Annotated in this window: 14 protein-coding genes; 11 read left to right on the top strand and 3 right to left on the bottom strand. The window is 72.6% G+C overall.

What is annotated here, in order from left to right:
* The first annotated feature begins 257 nt into the window (after positions 1 to 257).
* From POF73_RS32705 to POF73_RS32755, 11 genes are all read left to right on the top strand, one after another.
* A complete protein-coding gene (locus POF73_RS32705; RefSeq protein ID WP_272122656.1) occupies positions 258 to 1,358 on the top strand; it encodes an aliphatic sulfonate ABC transporter substrate-binding protein in 1,101 nt (366 codons plus the stop codon).
* A 48-nt stretch (positions 1,359 to 1,406) separates the two neighbouring features.
* Positions 1,407 to 2,195 (top strand): ABC transporter ATP-binding protein, encoded by a 789-nt coding sequence (locus tag POF73_RS32710; protein ID WP_272122657.1) that lies wholly within the window; start codon positions 1,407 to 1,409, stop codon positions 2,193 to 2,195.
* Complete coding sequence (locus POF73_RS32715; protein ID WP_272122658.1) at positions 2,182 to 3,075, top strand: ABC transporter permease; 894 nt, start codon at positions 2,182 to 2,184, stop codon at positions 3,073 to 3,075. The genes POF73_RS32710 and POF73_RS32715 overlap by 14 nt, the downstream gene beginning before the upstream one ends.
* A 5-nt stretch (positions 3,076 to 3,080) precedes the next feature.
* Positions 3,081 to 3,812, top strand: coding sequence for a sirohydrochlorin chelatase (locus POF73_RS32720; protein WP_272122659.1), 732 nt, complete (start codon positions 3,081 to 3,083; stop codon positions 3,810 to 3,812).
* A 778-nt stretch (positions 3,813 to 4,590) separates the two neighbouring features.
* Positions 4,591 to 6,840: a hypothetical protein gene (locus POF73_RS32725; protein ID WP_272122660.1), complete on the top strand. Its 2,250-nt coding sequence runs from the start codon at positions 4,591 to 4,593 to the stop codon at positions 6,838 to 6,840.
* A 2-nt stretch (positions 6,841 to 6,842) separates the two neighbouring features.
* Positions 6,843 to 8,105 carry a TRAFAC clade GTPase domain-containing protein gene (locus tag POF73_RS32730; protein WP_272122661.1) on the top strand — a complete coding sequence of 421 codons (1,263 nt, stop codon included), beginning with the start codon at positions 6,843 to 6,845 and terminating at the stop codon, positions 8,103 to 8,105.
* On the top strand, positions 8,102 to 11,128 hold the full coding sequence (locus tag POF73_RS32735) for a GTPase-associated protein 1-related protein (RefSeq protein ID WP_272122662.1): 3,027 nt from the start codon (positions 8,102 to 8,104) through the stop codon (positions 11,126 to 11,128). The genes POF73_RS32730 and POF73_RS32735 overlap by 4 nt, the downstream gene beginning before the upstream one ends.
* Positions 11,129 to 11,183: 55 nt before the next feature.
* A complete protein-coding gene (locus tag POF73_RS32740) occupies positions 11,184 to 12,836 on the top strand; it encodes a TRAFAC clade GTPase domain-containing protein (RefSeq protein WP_272122663.1) in 1,653 nt (550 codons plus the stop codon).
* Positions 12,837 to 13,046: 210 nt separating this feature from the next.
* The gene (locus POF73_RS32745) at positions 13,047 to 13,706 is read left to right on the top strand and encodes a vWA domain-containing protein (RefSeq protein WP_272122731.1); all 660 of its coding nucleotides are present in this window, start codon (positions 13,047 to 13,049) and stop codon (positions 13,704 to 13,706) included.
* On the top strand, positions 13,700 to 14,608 hold the full coding sequence (locus POF73_RS32750) for a protein phosphatase 2C domain-containing protein (RefSeq protein ID WP_272122664.1): 909 nt from the start codon (positions 13,700 to 13,702) through the stop codon (positions 14,606 to 14,608). Before POF73_RS32745 ends, POF73_RS32750 begins: the two co-directional genes overlap by 7 nt.
* A 3-nt stretch (positions 14,609 to 14,611) precedes the next feature.
* A complete protein-coding gene (locus POF73_RS32755; protein ID WP_272122665.1) occupies positions 14,612 to 15,949 on the top strand; it encodes a protein kinase domain-containing protein in 1,338 nt (445 codons plus the stop codon).
* Positions 15,950 to 16,030: 81 nt separating this feature from the next.
* Here POF73_RS32755 and POF73_RS32760 read toward each other — a convergent pair whose 3' ends face one another.
* From POF73_RS32760 to POF73_RS32770, 3 genes are all read right to left on the bottom strand, one after another.
* Entirely contained in the window at positions 16,031 to 16,351 is a 321-nt protein-coding gene (locus tag POF73_RS32760; protein ID WP_272122666.1) for a hypothetical protein, read from the bottom strand.
* A gap of 26 nt (positions 16,352 to 16,377) precedes the next feature.
* Positions 16,378 to 17,877 (bottom strand): hypothetical protein, encoded by a 1,500-nt coding sequence (locus tag POF73_RS32765; RefSeq protein WP_272122667.1) that lies wholly within the window; start codon positions 17,875 to 17,877, stop codon positions 16,378 to 16,380.
* A 93-nt stretch (positions 17,878 to 17,970) separates the two neighbouring features.
* A complete protein-coding gene (locus POF73_RS32770) occupies positions 17,971 to 18,987 on the bottom strand; it encodes a ketopantoate reductase family protein (protein ID WP_272122668.1) in 1,017 nt (338 codons plus the stop codon).
* Between the last annotated feature and the right edge of the window lie 2 nt (positions 18,988 to 18,989).

Genomic DNA, 18,989 nt, shown 5'->3' on the forward strand with positions numbered 1-18,989 from the left:
GACGACGGGTGGGACTTCTGAGATGAAGGCCCTCGACTACTTCTCCACGTTCGCGAAGGAGGGCGGCCGCGTCGGTAGCGGCGCCCTCGGCTGGGGGTCCCCCCGAACGGAGTTTGGGGGAGGGCAGGGCGGAGTGTCGCGATGTGTGCGCTGACCCGCGTGCACCGTATGCGCGCCGCTCCGGACGACCCTGCCGACCTCCCGGCCACGCCCTGATCAGGGCGTGAGCGCCGGGCCACCGAGAGGAACACCTCCCCGTGCCTGCCACCCCCGCCCCGCGACGGACGCTCGCCGTCCTGGCCGCGCTGCCGCTGCTGGCCCTCGCGGCCTGCGGCTACGGCTCGCAGGCCAAGGAGAACACCGAGCAGGCCATCGCCGGGGCGGCCAAGGTCGACGGGCTGGACTCGGTGCGGATCGGCTACTTCGGGAACCTCACCCACGCGACCGCGCTGGTCGGCCGGCACGAGCGGCTGTTCCAGAAGGAGCTGGGCGGGACGCGGGCGGAGTACATCCCGTTCAACGCCGGTCCCTCGGAGATCGAGGCGCTCAACTCGGGTTCCATCGACATCGGCTGGATCGGCCCCTCCCCCGCCGTCAACGGCTACCTCAAGTCGAACGGCGAGAACCTGCGCATCATCTCCGGGTCGGCCTCGGGCGGTGTGAAGCTCGTGGTCGACCCGGAGAAGATCAAGTCCCTGGACGACGTCAAGGGCCGGAAGATCGCCACGCCGCAGCTCGGCAACACCCAGGACGTGGCGTTCCTCAACTGGATCTCCGAGCGGGGCTGGAAGGTCGACGCGCAGAGCGGCAAGGGTGACGTCTCCGTGGTCCGCACGGACAACAAGATCACGCCGGACGCCTACAAGTCGGGCTCGATCGACGGCGCCTGGGTGCCCGAGCCGACCGCGTCCAAGCTGGTCGCCGAGGGCGGGAAGGTGCTGCTGGACGAGGCGGACCTGTGGCCCGGCGAGAAGTTCGTGATCACGAACGTCATCGTGCGGCAGGACTTCCTCAAGGAGCACCCGAAGGCCGTGGAGGCTCTGCTGCGGGGCTCGGTGCGGACCAACAAGTGGATCGACGCCAACCCGGAGAAGGCGAAGGCCGCGGCGAACGCCCAGCTCAAGGCCGACACCGGGAAGCCGCTGCCGGCCGGTGTGCTCGACCCGGCGTGGCAGTCCATCCAGGTCACGGACGACCCGCTGGCCTCCACCCTCGGAACCGAGGCCGAGCATGCGGTGAAGGCGGGGCTGCTGGAGCAGCCGGATCTGCGCGGCATCTACGACCTCACGCCACTGAACAAGGTCCTCAGGGCCGAGGGCGAGAGCACGGTCGACGACGCCGGTCTCGGCGTGAAGTGACGTCGTGAGCAAGGCACTGACCCCGATGAGTCCCAGGAGGTGACGACCATGGCAACGGCACTCGCCAAGGCCGCCGACACGGATGCGTCCGTGAAGCACGCCGCGCGCATCGAGCACGTCTCGAAGTCCTTCGCCGGCCCCGCCGGGCAGCAGCTCGTCCTCGACGACATCACGCTCGATGTCGCGCCTGGCGAGTTCGTCACCCTCCTCGGGGCGTCCGGCTGCGGCAAGTCGACGCTGCTGAACCTGGTGGCCGGGCTGGACCGGCCCAGCGCGGGCAGCATCACGACCGACGGGCGCCCGGCCCTGATGTTCCAGGAGCACGCCCTCTTCCCGTGGCTGACCGCCGGCAAGAACATCGAACTCGCCCTCAAACTCAGGGGAGTCGCCAAGACGGAGCGGCGCGAGCGCGCCGAGGAACTCCTCGAACTCGTCCGGCTGAAGGGCGCGCACGGCAAGCGGGTCCACGAGCTGTCCGGCGGTATGCGCCAGCGCGTCGCCATGGCGCGGGCGCTCGCCCAGGACAGCAAGCTGCTGCTGATGGACGAGCCGTTCGCGGCGCTCGACGCGATCACGCGGGACGTGCTGCACGACGAGCTCACCCGGATCTGGCGCGAGACACAGCTGTCCGTCCTGTTCGTCACGCACAACGTGCGTGAGGCGGTGCGGCTCGCCCAGCGTGTCGTCCTGCTGTCCTCCCGGCCGGGCCGGGTCGCCCGCGAGTGGACGGTCGGCATTCCGCAGCCGCGTCGTATCGAGGACGCCGAGGTGGCCGAACTGTCCCGGGAGATCACCGAAGAACTGCGTGGGGAGATCCGCCGCCATGGCCAGCACTGAGACGACCGCCGCCAAGGACGGCAACGATCTCGCCGGACTCGAAGCGGGTCTGGACGCCCTGGAGACGGTCCAGACGGGCCGTACGCCGCTGCGGCGGACCCTGACCCAGAAGGTCCTGCCGCCCGTCGTCGCCGTCGCGCTGGTGCTGGCGGTGTGGCAGTTCCTGGTGTCGTCCGGGATCGCCGGGGACCCGACGAAGCTGCCCGCGCCCGCGGACGTGTGGGGTGAGTTGCGTGAGGCCTGGCTGCAGGGCACGCTCCACGAGTACATCTGGACGTCCGTCTCGCGCGGTCTGCTGGGCTTCCTGCTGGCGCTGGTGATCGGGACCCCGCTGGGGCTGCTGGTGGCGCGTGTTCGGTTCGTGCGTGCGGCCATCGGGCCGATCCTGTCCGGGCTGCAGTCGCTGCCGTCGGTCGCCTGGGTGCCGCCGGCCGTGATCTGGCTGGGCCTCAACGACCGGATGATGTTCGCGGTGATCCTGCTCGGTGCGGTGCCGTCCATCGCCAACGGGCTGGTGTCCGGCGTCGACCAGGTGCCGCCGCTGTTCCTTCGGGCGGGCCGCACGCTGGGCGCGACGGGGCTGAAGGGCACCTGGCACATCGTGATGCCGGCTGCGCTGCCGGGCTATCTCTCCGGTCTGAAGCAGGGGTGGGCGTTCTCCTGGCGGTCGCTGATGGCCGCGGAGATCATCGCGTCCTCGCCCGACCTGGGTGTGGGACTGGGGCAGCTGCTGGAGAACGGGCGCAACACCAGTTCCATGTCCATGGTCTTCTTCGCCATCCTGCTCATCCTCGTCGTCGGCATCGCCATCGACCTGCTGATCTTCAGCCCGCTGGAGCGGCGGGTGCTGCGCAGCCGAGGCCTGCTGGCAAGGAGCTGAACCCGATGTACCAGAAACCGGTCCTCCTCGTCATCGCCCACGGCAGCCGCGACCCTCGGCACGCCGCGACCGTGCACGCCCTCGTACGGCGGGTCCGTTCGCTGCGCCCCGACGTGCGGGTGGAGACCGGCTTCCTGGACTTCAACATCCCGTCGGTGCGGGGGGTGCTGGAGTCGTTGGCGGCGGAGGGCGTACGGGACGTGGTGGCGCTGCCGCTGTTGCTGACGCGGGCGTTTCACGCGAAGGCCGACATCCCTGCGGTGCTGCGGGATGCGCCGCGGCAGCTGCGGATCCGGCAGGCGGAGGTTCTCGGCCCGTCGCCGCTGCTGATGGCGGCCCTGGAGCGGCGCCTGTACGAGGCGGGCCTGACGCCCGCCGACAAGTCCTCGACCGGGGTCGTGCTGGCCTCGGCGGGGTCCACCGACCCGGAGGCGATCGCAGTGATCGCAGAAATCGCGCGGGAGTGGCGGCACACCGGTTGGTGCGCCGTGCGGCCTGCGTTCGCCTCCGCATCTCTTCCTCGCACCGAGGACGCTGTGCGGGAGCTGCGGGAGCTCGGCTGTGAGCGGGTGGCTGTGGCGCCGTATGTCCTGGCGCCGGGGTTTCTGCCGGACCGGATCGTGCGGGGTGCGGGTGGGGCGGATGTGCTGGGGGATGTGTTGGGGGCTGCGGCTGAGGTGGCGGCGGTGGTTGTGGAGCGGTATGAGGGGGCTGGGGTGCGGGTTTTGGCTGCGTAGGCCTTCGGCGGGTGGGCGGGGGCGATGCCTGCGGCAGCCTGCTGGTGTTCGGTGGGGGTGCGCGTAGCGCCTGCGGGTGCGTTGTGGGTCGAGGCCGCGCCGGGGGGTGTCCGTCCTCGGACCGGCGGCTGGCGTAGGCCAGGAGGTGCCGCGTCTTGACGCCGGCCACTGCGGGCGGACACCCCCCGGCACGTCCCCTTCCCGCCGTACGCGACTGCAGGCCGTTGGGGGGACGCGCCATCACCGCCGTGCGCCGTCGCCTGCGCCCGGCCCGCCGCGCTGCGGGCGGTCGCCGGCCCGCCCAACGCGACTGCAGGCCGGTGGGGGGGGACGCGCCATCACCGCCGTGCGCCGTCGACTGCGCCCGGCCCGCCGCGCTGCGGGCGGTCGCCGGCCCGCTCAACGCGACTGCAGGCCGGTGGGGGTACGCGCCATCACCGCGGTGCGCCGTCGACTGGGCCCGGCCCGCCGCGCTGCGGGCGGTCGCCGGTCCGCCCAAACCTCGGGCGGTCGTTGCTCACGTAGCCGCAGGCCGTCGTTGCTCACGCAGCCGCAGGCCGTGTTGCTCGCGTAGCTGCGGGCAGTCGTGCCGCTGGGGCGGCACGGGTGGGCGCGGCCGCACCCCGTCTCGCCGGGCTGCGCACCCTCCCTCGGTCAGCCATCGCGCGGGGGCGGTCGCGGCTGGTCAGGAGCGCTTCGATTCGGGAAAAACCGTCTCCCCGGGAGCATGGATCTGCTGGGATGTTCCCCGAAGAGCTATCGGGGGAGAGCGGCGCACGTGGCTGGACGCGAGTTCGGGCATTACTTGGGGCTGCCACGGGCGTTGGCCGGGCTGCCGTTGAGTCCGCTGGTGCCCGGTTACGCCCAGCTTGTCGCCGCGCAGCACGCCGCGGGGTTACGGCACCTGGGCGCGGCGCTGCTGCCGCCCGGCGGTGGTGGGTTACGTGTGCTCGACGGGCTGTACTTACCGTCCGGGGCCCGTGGGCGGCAGCGGGTGGACGGCGCTCTGCTGGACGGCCTCGCTCGGACCGCGAGTTCCACGGCGTCGGTCGTGGGGCTGCTCGCCGAACTGCAGCGTCGTGATCCGCAGGCGCTGCGCAGGGTGGTGCTGTATCAGCTGATCGGGCTGTTACAGGAGCGGGAGCCGGGTGAACGCCCGCGTTCTGCCGTTGAGTTGGGGGTTCATCCGGACGAGGTCGCCGGGATCGTGGCGGCGGCGCGGCTGCGGCCCGTCCTCAGTCGGCAGCAGCTTGATGCCGCCGAATCTCTCGCCGATGCCTGGGAACGGCACCGGCTGCACCGGGTGCGTGGGCTGTTGGCGCGGCTGCCGCAGGACCGTACCGATCCGGCGCTGGAAGCGCTGCGGGGTGCGCTGTCCGTCCGGTTGAGGGCCGTTGAGGACGCCCTGCGTGCGGCCCGGGAGGCCGAGGGGCGCGGAGACGTCGAGCGGGCGACCGAGGAGTTGCTGGGTGCACTGCGTGAGGCCGTTGATGATCGGCGGGCTCTGCGTGCACTGGTTCGTCATCATCGGCCCCGGTCCAGGGGGCCCTCCCCGCTGCGTGCCGAACTCCGTCCGGATCATGTTGAGTTGAGCTGGGACGGGACGGACGGGGAGGGCGAGCGGGACTGGCTGCTTCTGTGCCTGTACCGGGACCCGGTGGGTGCGGCCAAGGTGCGGGAGGTGGCGGTACAGGGGCGTGGTGCGGCTCGGGACACCGTCGTTGCCCTCGGGTCCAGCGTTCGGTATGCCGCCCTTCCGTTGCGCGACGGGGTGGTCGCGGGGGCGCCGTACGTTTCGCGGCGAGTGCTTGTCGCACCTGAGGTGGAGGGGCTCGTCCTCGTGGATGGGCCCGGGCGGGTCGAGGGCTCCTGGCGGCGGCCGGCCGGTGCGACCGAGGTTACGGTCGAGTGGAGTGGGATGGGTGGGGGTCGGAGTGGGGGGCAACTGGCTTCCCGTGCCGATGGGTTCGCCGCTACTGGTCTCGCCATCGGTGCGCACTCCTTTCGCGTCGTCTGTCGGTATCGGGCCCCCGACGGAACCCTCGTCCCCTCCCCCGGCGTCCGCGCCACCCGCACCGTCCATCCCTGGCCCGACCCAGTCCGCACCCTCACCGCTCGCCCCGACGGCACGGCTCTGCGGTTCGAGTGGACCGGGGCGCGGGACGGTGAGGTCCGTCTTGTGCGGTGGCCCGGTGATGCCCCGGTACCGGGCAGCGAGCTGCGTACCGAGCAGCTTCCGGCGCGGCTGGACCGGCCCGAACGGGCCGGGGTGCTGGATCCGCCGCCGGGCGGGTTCACGCGGGTCGCCGCCGTCGCCGTACTCGGTGATCGGGCGCTCGCCGGTCCCGTGGTCGACGTGGAGGTGCTGCGGGCGGTCACCGGGCTCGTCGTCCAGCGGCTTCCGGAAGGACAGGCGGCGGTCAAGCTCGACTGGCCCGACGGCGTCGGTCAACTGGTCGTGGAGTGGGAGCCTTTGAGCGGTTCGGACGTGGACGCCGTCGGTTCCGTCCCTGAGGGAGGATCCGGGGGCGGTGGTCGGCGTACCGTCACCGCCCATGCCTACCGCCGTAACGGACTGCGGTTGTCCGTCGGGGCGGGTGGGGTGCTGGTTCGGGCCTCCGCCGTTGCTCAGGTGCCCGGGGCCGTCGTCGTGCCTGCCGCCGTCGCCGAGGTCGTGCTGCCGCCCGACACCGCGATCGGTTATCAACTCGTGCGCGGGCCAAGGCGGTTGCTGGGCCGGGGCCGTACCCTGTTGCGCGTCACCCTGTCCGCTCCCCTGGGGCACACGGGCGTCCCGGAGTTCGTGTGCGTCGCGCGCAGTGGCACCCTGCGGCCGCGCACCGCGACCGACGGCACCACCGTGCTGCGCATACCCGGCACCGACCTGACCCGGCACGGCACGGTCGAGCAGGAGTTGCCGGCCGTACCCTGTCCGGCCCCCTACACCCTGCGCGGCTTCCTGCTGGGTGAGCACGCGGCCGCCGTACGTCTCGAAGAACCGTCCCCCGCGACCCTGGTGGTGCGCTGACCATGACGACCGTGATCTGCCCCTACTGCTTCGACCGCTCGTCCGCGGCCAAGCTGCCCTACCGCTGCCTGATGACCCCGAGCGGCGTCCGCGGCGGCACCCCCTGCGGCCCCCAACGTGACGACATATGGGCGGGGTTCATGGGGCCGAGCGCGCCCCCGGCGGCCCGGATGCGCGGTCCCGTGTTCGCTCCGGGCCGCAGGCTGCCCGCGGTGGCCGGCGGGCTGCGCGGTGGCAGCAGCGTGCCCTGTCCCGACTGCGGGGTGCCCACCCCGGTGCGGGTGTGCCGGGCCTGTCACAACGATCTGCCGAGCGACTACTGCGACCAGGACAGCCGGATCATCGCCCTGGTCGGCGCGAAGGCCTCCGGCAAGAGCACCTATGTGTCCGTGCTGGTCAACGAGTTGAACCAGCGGGTGGGGCAGGCCTACCACGCCTCGCTGGCCGCGATGGGACAGACCACCCAGCAGCGGGACAAGGAGATGGCCGAGGACCTGTACGAGCGGCTGCGGCTGCCGGACGCGACGCGGCCGGCCGCCCTCGGCTTCAACGATCCGCTCCTGTACCGGCTCAGCGTGCCCCGACGCGGACGGCCGGGCTCCGGTACCCGGCACACCACGCTGGTCTTCTTCGACGCCGCGGGCGAGGATCTCGCGGGCGCCGAGGCCATGGACCGCTACACGCGCTATCTCAGTGCCGCCGACGGCATCGTGCTGCTCGTCGATCCACTTCAACTCGGCTCCGTTCGAGACCGGTTGCCCGTGCACGACGGTCCGCCGCTGCCCGTCGTCGAGACGGCGCCGCAGCAGATCGCCGCCGACCTCGCGGCCCAACTGCGCGCCCACGGCAAGGGCGGCTCCCGCGGCCGGGTGTCCACGCCGATCGCGGTGGCCGTCACCAAGACCGACATGCTCAAGTCGCTGCTCGACCCGCATTCGCCGGTGCTGCGCAACGCGCCGCACACCGAGGGCCGGTTCGACCAGGACGACCGGCTCGCCGTGCACGAGGAGATCCGGTCCCTGATGGCCGACTGGGACTCCGGGGCTCTCGTACGCCAACTGGAGCTGGACTTCGCCGAGTTGTCGCTGTTCGGGCTGTCGGCCCTCGGTGCGCCGCCGCCCGCCGAGGCGCCCGCGGACGTACCGAAGTCGGGGCCGCAGCCGGTACGGGTGGAGGACCCGCTGCTGTGGCTGCTGGCCCGGCGGGGGCTGCTGCCCGTGCGGTCCGCCGCGAAGGGACGCGCAGGGAAGGGACGTGTCAAGTGACCCTCGCCCAACTGCACTACACCTCGGCACCGCCCGGGCCGGACGGCTCGGGGTTCCGGTTCACCGCGGTCAGCGCCGGGGTCCCGCAGGGGCTGCTGCGGGAGGCCGAGCAGCTCATCGGCTACGAGCCCCCGCGTGACTTCCCCGCCCGGCCCGACGCCGAGCAGCTGAAGAGCTTCCCGAAGGCCTTCAGTTTCTCCGACCTCACCGACGGCGGGCGGCTGTTGAGCCGTTCCGTGTACACCGGGGCGGACTACAGCGGCCGATGGGGCAACTTCCACGCGCACGCGCTGCACCTTCCGTCGGGCGTCCGGCTGCCGGACGGCGCGCTGCCGATCACCGCGTGGGAGTCGCCGCGCTGGGCCGACACCACGCCTGCCGACGGCCGGCCCCACCCGATCGACCGGTTCGAACCGTCCGGGCTGCTCCGCAAGGACAGCCTGATCGCCTTCGCCGTGTCCCGGTCCGACCGTCTCGCCGCGTTCTTCGCCGACCTGCGGGCGTTGACGGAGGATCCCGACGCCGCCGGTCAGATCGTCCTCGTCGAGCACGACAGCGCCGATGTCGCCCAGTGGATCGCACTCGCTTGCGCGGTGCTGCCCCGCGAACAGGCACACCGGCTGACGTTCACCACCTACACACGGCGTCCGCAGCAGGCCCGCCAGCAGATCATCGGCGTCCTGCCGTCCTCGGAGTCGGTCAGCCACGACCACCGCTACCGGGTTCACGACTGTACGGCCCGACCGGCGCCGGAAGCGGTGACCGATGCCTGGGCCCGGATCTGCGCGCGCATCTGGTGCGCCGGGCGCCCCGACCTGTTCCGCGACACCTCCACGGAGACCGGGCCGCTGGCGGTGGCCGCGCTGGTTGCGGGCGTCGAGTTGGGCACGGCGGGGCGTACGGCGGCTGCCGGGTGGGCGGTCGAGCATGCGGGCACGCTCGCCGACGACACGTTGACCGCGCTGGTGGGCGCCCTGTGCGAGGGCGGGGGCGGGGGTGCGGGCGGAGATGGCGATGGTGAACATGCCGCGCTGGCCGCCCTGTTGGCCCGGCTGGAGGGGCAGTTGCCGACTGTCGTGACCGCGCCCCTCGCGGCCCGGGTGCTGGTCTCCGCCGTACGGGGCCGGGGGCCCATGCCCGCTCTGCGTGCCGGGTCGCTGACCGCCGAGGCTCAGGCCACGCTGGCCCGGGATCTGGCGCCCTCCCTTCGCGCGGGCATCGCCGATGAACGGGAGCCGGCCACCGGCCGCCCCCTCGCACTGCTGCGGACAGCGGACCTGCTGGACATCGACTGCCAGGACCTGCTTCCGGAGCTGGCGGGACGGCTGGCCCGGGGGCTGGTCGCGGAGTCTTCTGCGGGCTCGGTGGGGTCGGCGGGGTACGGGGGTTCGGCGGGCCCCGTGGGTTCGGCGGGTCCGGTGGGTTCGGCGGGTCCAGTGGGTTCAGCAGGCTCGGTGGGTTCGGCACGCGCAGCGGGTGCTTCGGGTGGTGCGGGCGGGGGCTCTGCGGGGTACGGGGCAAACGATGCGGCCGGGTACGGGGAGGGGCGCTCCCCGGCTGACGGGAAGGGCCGTCCCCCGGCCGAGGCGTGGTGGAGCCAAGCCCCGGGCGACGGTTCCGGCAGGACGGCGTCCGTAGATGGTTCCGGCAAGACCGCGTCCGTAGATGGTTCGGGCCGGTCGACGCCTGCCTACGGTTCGGGCCGGTCGACGCCTGGTGGCGGTTCGGGCCGGGACTCCGCCGGTCACGCGGATGGTGCGTCGGGGCCCGGGTCCCTCGGAACCAGTCGCCAGGCGGGCGACGCCTGGTGGAGTCAGGCTCCGGGCGACGGCCTCGGCAGGACGCCGGACGGCGGTTCGGGGCACGCCCAGGCCGGCGGCCCCGCCTCCCTCGCCGGCAACCCGCCCGCGGAGCCTGCGTCCCCCTGTCCCCCCGCCCTCCTCGACGCCGTGCGCGAGCATCCGGCCCTGCGTATCGCGCTGTTCGGTGCCCTGAACGCGCTGGCGCAGGCCGACCCGCCCGGTGTGGCACGGAGGCTGGCCGGGACCGGGCTGCCCGTGGACCTGCAGACCGGGTTTCCGCATCTGCAGATGTGTGTCATGCCGGGCGAGCCCGTCGGCGGCAGCGGCGGTGACCGGCTCGGGCGGTTCCACGGTGTGCTGCGCAGCGCTGGTGTCTCGCCGCACGCCGATACGGCGGTCCTGCGCACCGCGCTCGACCTGGTGTGGTCCGGCGTTCTGCCGACCGGCCAGGAGGCGAGCCTGCTGCTCAACCAGCTGGGGTCGGACATCCACCGCGCGGCCGGTACCCGGGACATACTGATCGACGCGGCGCTCGCGGCGCCTCCGGACGACCCCGACGTCCCGGTGTTCGCAGCCGATCTGCTGCGCTGCTTCCCCACGGAACTGCGGCCGGGGCAGCGTGCCGCGCTGCTGTTGCTGGAGTTCGCCGGTCTGCTCGGTACCGAGGGCGAGGGCGAGAACTGGGTCGAGCGGGCGTTGGCGTTGCGGGACGGTGCGGCCGAGCCCGTGCCGGGGACGGTGCTGGAGCGGGTGGCCGACGCCCTCGCGTGGCGGCTCGTCCTGCGGCCGGAGCCCGAGAGCGAGTTGTACGCCCTGGCCAGGGCGGCCGAGCCGCGGCTGCTCGCGGCGTACGAGCGGGTGGGGCGTTCGGACCGGGTGGGTGACCGGCTGCGGACGGTGCCGTCGTATGTCGCCGTCTGCTTCGGTGCCTGGAACGCCTTCGCCGGTACCCGGCCGGAATGGGACGAGACACGGACGGCCCTGTTGACGAAGGTGCTGCGGCCGATCGTGCGGGCACTGCCCGCCGAGGACGTCGCCGCCGTCGAGCAGGCCCTCGGGCGGGCGGGGCGCGGCAGGCTCGACGCGTTCCGCGCCTGGAACCGTCCGGGCGCACTGGGGCGGCTCGCCGGCCGGCTGTCCGGCCGTGGCCGGCGCGGCGCGGACCAGCCGCCGGTGTGGCCCGGGGACGTGGAGCCGCCGGCCGAGGGGCGGCGCCGATGAACAACGTCACAGCCGTCGTGGCCGCCGCCGGTCCGGCTCGTGAAGGGGATCGCCGATGAACTCACTCACTCCGGCCCTCCCGCTCTTCCTCGTGCTCGGCCCGATCCTCGTCATAGGTGTCGGCCTCTGCCTGTTCCGTGCGCTGTGGCAGTTCCTCGGCGTCGGGGTGAGTGCCGTGTGGCAGGGGCTCGGGCCCTGGCAGGTGGGACGGTCCGATCAGCGGATCCCGGTCGTGGGAGCGGGCGAGCCCGCTCATCTCGGGTACTGGTGGCGGCAGATGCGGGTCGACGCCGTCTCGGCCGCCGGATACGGGATGCGGGTCATCTGGACGACGTTCTCCGACCCGTGGATGGGGCGGTTCGTACGGAACCTGTTCCACGGGATGCGTCCCTCGGGCATCCGTGGCAGCTCGCCCGGCTCCCGTTTCCTGCTGATCGTCCTCGTCGGGCCCGGCGTCGCCCTGGGCGCCCTGCTCGGCGCCGCGCTCGCCACCGTCGGCCTCGGCATCGTGCATGCCGTGTTCGCCCTGCTGCTGGGCCTGGTCTGGCTCGGCTGCGCGGCGGCCGTACCGGTGCTGCGGGGCGTGGAGCGCGGGTGGCTGCTGGTGCGGGGAGTGCGCGTCAAGTGCCCGTACCCCGGCTGCTATCGGCCGGTGCCGCTGGCCGTGCACCGGTGCCCGGGCTGCCGGGCCGAGCATCGTGCGCTGCGGCCGGGACGGTACGGCGTGCTGTGGCACGCGTGCACGTGCGGGCACCGGCTGCCGACGACCCGGCTCGCGGGGCGCGGCAAGCTGGCCGCACTGTGCCCGCACTGTGCCCGGGCCCTGCCGGAGACGGCCGGTACCACCCGGGTGGTGCACGCGCCGCTGGTCGGCGGCACGTCGTCCGGCAAGACCATGCTGATGGCGGCCATGGTGGAGGGCCTGCACGCGTGGGCGCGGCGCGGCGATCTGACCGTCGAGTACGCCTCCGACGAGGACCGGCGTACGGCCGCCGACCTCAACCAGGAGCTGAAGCAGACCGGTTGGGCCCACGCCACCACCGGCGGACAGCCGCGTGCGCTGATGCTGACCGTGGCGCGCGGGCGGCGGCGCAGGCTGCTGTATCTGTACGACCCGATGGGCGAGTCGGTGAGTGAGGCCGACCGGGTGCGTGCCCAGCAGTACTTGGCGCACGCGAACGGCATCGTCCTGGTTGCCGACGTCCTCGCCGACCCCAAGGTGCGCGGCAGGCTGAGCGCCGATGACGCCCGGCGGGCGGGGGACGCACGGCCCTCGGCCCAGGGGCCCTGGGAGACGTATCAGCGGCTGATCGGTGAGCTCACGGCGCTGGCAGGCCGGCGCGGGCGGCTGTCGGCTGCGGCGGTCGTCACCAAGCGGGATGTGCTGGACCAGCTGTCCTCGCTGCCCGTGGCCGGTGCGCGGATCGACACCTGGCTGGAGGACATCGGCCTCGGCGGCTTCGTGCGCGCTCTCGGGCACGACTTCCGGGCGGCGCGTTACTGGTCCGTCAGCGCTCACGCCGCCACCGGTACCGGACCGCTGGAGCCCGAGCAGCGCAGGGCGGCGGAGCCGGTGTTGTGGCTGCTCGCGGCCTCGGGGCTGAGGACCGGGGCGCTGATCGGGCCGGGCTCGGGGTCGGGCGGCAAGGAGCGCAGACTGCGGCTGCGCGGCAGCGGCGAGAAGGAGAGGAAGTACAGCCCGGCATGACGCAGGTGACCAGACCGATCGGGCGGGGACGGCGGATGGCGGCAGGCCTGTTCGTCGCCTCGCTGGTGCTGACGGCGGCCGGGGCGGCGCTGCTCGCACTGTCGCTGCTGCCCTGATCCCCGAACGTAGGGGAGCCCTCGGCTCCCCTACGCGCGGACATCCCAACCACCGGAAAGGACAAGCGAAGTGAGCGACATTCCCGGCGGGCCGATGGCGAACCGGCCGGTCCACTTCATCTGGCTGCTCGACTGCTCGTACTCGATGCAGGGCGAGAAGATCGCCAGACTCAACTACGCAATCAGGGAAGCGATTCCCGAGATGCGTTCGGTGGCCCACGACAACCCGGCCGCCCAACTGCTGCTGCGCACCATCACGTTCTCCACGACGGCCCAGTGGCACCATCCGACGCCGGTCCCGGTGGACGACTTCACCTGGCAGGACGTCGAGGTGGACGGCATGACCAACCTCGGTGAGGCGTTCACGCTGGTCTCGCGGGAGCTGCAGAGCCCGCCGATGCCGCAGCGGGCGCTGAAGCCGGTGCTGGCGCTGGTGTCGGACGGTGTGCCCACGGACGACTGGAAGGCGGGCCTGAAGGCGATCGACGCGACGCCGTGGGGCCGTAAGGCGGTGCGGGTCGCCATCGCGATCGGCGCCGACGCGGACCGCTCGGTACTGCAGGAGTTCCTCGGCAACCCCGAACTGCAGCCGCTGGACGCCAACAGCCCCAAGCAGCTCGCGGCGGCGATCCGCTGGGCGTCCACGGCGGCGGTGAAGGCGGCCTCGCAGCAGATGGCGAGCTCGGCGGACTCGGCCGTGAAGCAGCCGTACGCGCCGCCGGTCCTCGACGACGATGACGACGACGTGTGGTGACGCTCGGGGTGCGGCGCTGGGAGACGCTCGGCGACAGCGTCCAGGGGGTCAACAAGCGGCACAACCAGGACTGGTACGCCTGTGAGGGCACCGGTCACGGTGACGACCCGCTGGTCCTCGCGGTGGCCGACGGGCACGGTTCGGCCGTGCACGCGCGCAGCGGGCTCGGGGCGCGGTTCGCCGTGGACCGGTTCCTGCTCCGCGGGGCCGAGTTCGGGCGGGCCGCGCGTGACTGTCATGAGCCGGGGCGGCTGGCGCGGCTGATGACGTACGCCCGCGACGACTTCCCGCGCGCGCTGGTCCACGACTGGCGGGAGGCGGCCCTGGGCCACTGGGCCCGGCACCGTCCGGTCGCCGACGAGGGGGCGAAGGAGCCGGAGCAGGACCAGAAACTGGCGCTGTACGGCACGACGCTGATCGGCGCGGTGCTCACGCCGTGGCTGTTCGTGGCGTGGCAGATCGGCGACGGGGATCTGGCGGTCGTCGAGCACGACGGGGCGTTGCGCCGGCCGCTGGCGCCGTCGGAGGAGGACCTCGGCGACGAGACGGAGTCGCTGTGCGGCCGGCAGGCCTGGCGTGCGGTGCGGATGCACTGGGCGCCGGTGTTCGACGAGGCGCGGACCCCGCGGCTGGTGGTGCTGTCGACGGACGGGCTGTCGAAGAGCTTCGCGTCGGCGGACGGGTACCGGGAGTTCGTGGCGGGACTGGACGGGCGGCTGACGGCCGAGGGCAGTGACGGGGTGCGGGCCTCGCTGCCCCAGTGGCTGGGGCAGGCCTCGCAGTACTCCGGCGACGACACGACGCTGGCGGCGGCGCTGCGCCCCGTCGGGCCGGTGGGCGAGGACACCGAGCCGGCGGCGGACGCCGGGGCCATGGATACGGAACGGAAGACGGAGACGTAGAAGATGAGCGGCATGCTCGACAGCGGGACGCGGCTGACCGCGGAGAACGGCGACGACGTCGAGATCATCGACATGCTCGGCGCCGGCGGGCAGGGCGAGGTGTACCGGGTGCGGACTCCGGGCGGTGAGAAGGCGCTCAAGTGGTACTACCCGACGTGTGCGACGCCCGAGCAGGAGGCGATCGTCAGGGAGCTGGTGGGGCGTGACTTCGACGACGACCGGTTCCTGTGGCCCGAGGCCTATGTGCGCGATCACCGGGGTTCGTTCGGTTATCTGATGGCGTTGCGCCCGGACCGCTTCAAGGGGCTGCCGGATCTGTTCCGGCGCCAACTGCGCACCAGTACACGGGCGTTGCTGACGGCCTGCCTGTACACGGTGGAGGCGTACCAGGCGCTGCACTCGCGCGGTATCGCCTACCGGGACATCTCCTGGGGGAACGTCTTCTTCGACCCGGCCACGGGTGATGTGCTGGTGTGCGACAACGACAACGCGGTCGTGGAGGGCGACGTCAGCGGCATCTCGGGGACGATGAAGTTCATGGCGCCGGAGCTGGTGCGTGCCGAGCCGGGGGCGCGCCCTGGCACGCAGTCCGATCTGCACTCGCTGGCCGTGCTGCTGTTCATGCTGCTGATGAACCATCATCCGCTGGAGGGCCGCCGGGAGTTGGGCATCCACTGCTTCGACGAGGCGGCGGAGAAGCGGCTGTACGGCAAGAGCCCGCTGTTCGTCTTCGACCCGGCGGACGACTCGAACGCGCCCGACCCGATGGAGCACGCGACCGTGCTGGCGACGTGGGACGCGGCGGTGGGGACGCTTCAGGAGCTGTTCCGGCGCAGCTTCACGACCGGACTGCACGACCCGGCGGCGCGAGTGCGGGAGAGCGAGTGGCGCAACGCGCTGCGGGCGGTGCTGGACTCCGTGGTCGAGTGCGCCGCCTGCGGTCGGCAGAACATGACGGAGCCGGGTGAGAACCCGCCGTCACGGCCGTGCTGGGGATGCGGGGCGCGGCTGGTGCTGCCGCCCCGGCTGACGGTCACGACGCCTCCGCCGCGCGCCCAGCACCACATCCGGCTGCGCCGGGCGGCCCGCGTCCAGGCGCACCATCTGCTGCCGGAGCCGACGCGTCACGACTGCTCGGACGCGAGCCTGGTCGCGGAACTGGTCGAGCACCCCAGCAAGCCGGGCCGCTTCGGCATCAAGAACCATTCGAAGGACACCTGGACGGGCACTCGCTCCGACGGCACGTCCCAGCAGATCGGCCCCGGTCAGACGGTCCCGCTGCGCTCGGGTCTGGAGCTGGAGTTCGGGGGCGGGGTGCGGGCGGTCGTCAAGGCCAGGTGACCGCCGTGAGTCGTCATGGTCGAGTGACCGCGGTGAGATGAGCGGGCCGGGCGCCCCGCAGGACAGGCGGGGCGCCCGGTGTCACAGTCCGAGCACGCGGCCGATCTCCTGGACCAGGGCGAGACTGCCGCTGCCCGCCGCCACGCCGATGCCGATGGTCTCCAGGGCGGAGCGGATACGGCCGCGGTCGGCGGTCCGGCCGTCCTGCCCGGTGCCGGCCAGCTCGCCCTGGATGACCTGCGCCTGCGGCACGAGCGCCGGATTGTCGGCGCGCAGCCGCTCGACGAGCTGCTCCGCGAGGCGCAGGACCGCGGCCGGGTCGGCGCCGTTGTTGATCTCGATGCGTCCGTGGTCGCCGATGTTGGCCGGACCGTTGATGTTGCGGATGTTGAACGTGCTCATGTCCCGCCTCCTGTGATGTGCGCGGTTCAGGGCCTGGCCGGGGGCTGGCCGCCGCCCTGTTGCCCTGGGGCACCGCTCCCCTGCGGCCCGCCCGGACTGTTGATGGTGCCGCCGGTGCCGATGTTGCTGGGGCCGTTGACGTTGTTGATGTTGTAGGTCTGCGTGATGATCTGCTGCGCCTTGTCGAACGAGCTGGTGTCGATGTTGTGGTCCTTCAGGAACCGCTCGGTCGCCGTGAGCACACCCTGCTGGAGCCGGTTGAGGAAGTCCGCCGCGTCGGTGAGCTCGTTGTGCCCGGCCTGGTCCCAGTCGCCGTACCGCTCACGCAGACTGTCGGGGGCGCCGTAGTCGTAGATCACATGCTGCCTGGTGATGTCCCGGCGGAGTTTGCGCAGGAACTTCGCGGAGCGGCGTCGTCGCCGGTTCCGCTCGTTGATCCGCCGCGGAGCGCCGCTCAGCTCGGGCCACAGGCGCAGCGTCGCGTACGCGACCAGGCTCCGCCAGCGGTCGAAGGGCGCCACCGGCAGCCGGTCCACCACGTGGAAGCGGCCGTGCAGCGGCGGTATGGCGTAGACGGCGACCTCCCAGCTCAGGCTGGGCCGGTTGAGGATCGCCCTGACGTACATGGACACGACCATGCGTCCGCCTTCTCCGACCCGTTCCAGGCAGAGGTGGGTTCGCATGGCCGCGCCGGGTTGGTGCAGGCCCGCCTGGACGAGCTGCTTGGGGATCTGGGCGTGCGGCCGTCGGGTGCGGTCGGGCACGAGGTCCGGGAGCAGGTAGGCGTGGCTGCCGAGGACGTAGAGCCGGTTCCTGGCCCGCAGGCCGTCCAGGCCGGAGATCTTCTCCATCTCGCGGGCCACATAGGTGTGCAGGTCGATGGCGTCGAAGGGCAGCATCGGCCGGGTGCCGCCACCCGACGCCGCGGCGGGCTTGCTGATGTCGATGGGCTGCCACACGACGACTTTCCCGAGCTGGATGTGACCGCTGCCGACGAACGGCTTGTCGAGTGCGGCCTGGTCGGCGTACGGCAACACGTTGGCGCGTTTGAGATCGTTCAGCCACGCCTCCGCCTCGGGCTCCACGGGTGGGGCGAGCCCCTCGGGCTTCTCCTGGCCGTGGAGCACCTGCTGCGCCGCCACACGCGCCCGGGACTCGGCGTGATGGATCAGCCACCAGGTGGCGACGAGGACGCCGAGCAGGCCGTAGAAACCGGCCTGGACGACCGTTCCGTGACCGCCGGCCAGTCCCCACAGGAGGGCGAAGAGGGCGACCACCAACAGGGCGCCGAGCCCGGCCAGCTGCCGATCGAGCGCCTCCCGTCGCCGCACGGCCACGCGCGCGTGCCGAGCCAGGGCGACGAAGTTGATGCCGAGGGTCAGTCCGATCGCGTCCAGCCGGTCGCCGGTGAGCTCGCGGTCGACCTCGGCGGCGAGGTCGTCGTCCAGATGAGCCGATGCGCACAGCCGCCGGGTCACCCCGTCCTTGCGGTACTGCGGCAGCGACGGTAACGCTCTGCCCACCACGGTGACCTGCCCTTCCTGCCGAACTCGCGCGCTTCACCATAGGGACAACGCCCGCTATGTGTCTCGGAGTTGGGCCAAGTCGCCATAAGAGGGTCAGGGTGTGCCGGCAAGCGCCTCGTCGGCCCGTCGCACCAGCTCCCCCACCGGCATCGATCCCGCCACCCGTCGCTCCCGTGCGAAGGTGTTGGCGAGCTGCTGGAGGAGTTCGTTCAGCGGCGTCGGTACGCCGTGCAGGCGGCCCAGGAGGGCGATCTCGCCGTTGAGGTAGTCGGCCTCGATGGTGCCGGTGCCGCGGGTGAGGGACTGCCAGGAGGAGCCGCCGCCCCGCGGGGTGCCGTCGAGCGGGACGAGGGTGACCTTGTCGCCCCGCACGGCCTGCTGTTCCTCGGCACTCGCGTAGGCGATCCCGGCGGCGTCGAGCACGGCCGCGCCCTCGGCCCGCACGCGCCGCAGCAGCGCCGTCGCCTGCTCGTCGGCGACCGGGCCGGTCACCGCCTCCAGTGCGTTGCCGAGGTTGCCCAGCAGTTTGGCGTACTGCCAGCGAGCCACGTCCGCCACGACCGGCGCCTCGAAGTGGGACTTCTCCAGGTCGGCGGCGACGAGGCGGGCGGTCTCGTCGGCTCCCTGGGGGTGACGGCCCAGATGCAGGATGCCGGTGAGGGGGCTGCCGGCCGCGGAGACGATGCCGGGTTCGACGTAGGTCGACGGCAGCCAGACGCAGACGCCGTACACCCGCCGGAAGAGCCGCAGGGCGAGGCGTTGGCTCTCGACGCCGTTCTGTGCGCAGAACAGCGGCAGGCGCTCGGCCGCCGTGCCGCCGCCCGCGACCGGTACGGCAGCCCAGGCCTGCAGGGCGGCCGTGCTGTCCTGTGTCTTCACAGCCAGGACGAGGACGTCGTCGGGCCGCAGCTCCCCGAGCACGCCCGGCCCGTCGGCGACCGGCAGCCGGTGGACGAGCTCGCCCTCCGGAACCCTGAGTCGCAGGCCGTGGTCCCGTAGGGCCTCGAAGTGGGCACCCCGCGCGACGAGCACGACCTCGTGCCCCGATCCCGCGAGCCGCCCGCCGATGACTCCTCCGACCGCTCCGGCCCCGATGACGATGTAGCGCACGG

This window comes from Streptomyces sp. HD (assembly GCF_028369295.1).
GTDB lineage: Bacteria > Actinomycetota > Actinomycetes > Streptomycetales > Streptomycetaceae > Streptomyces.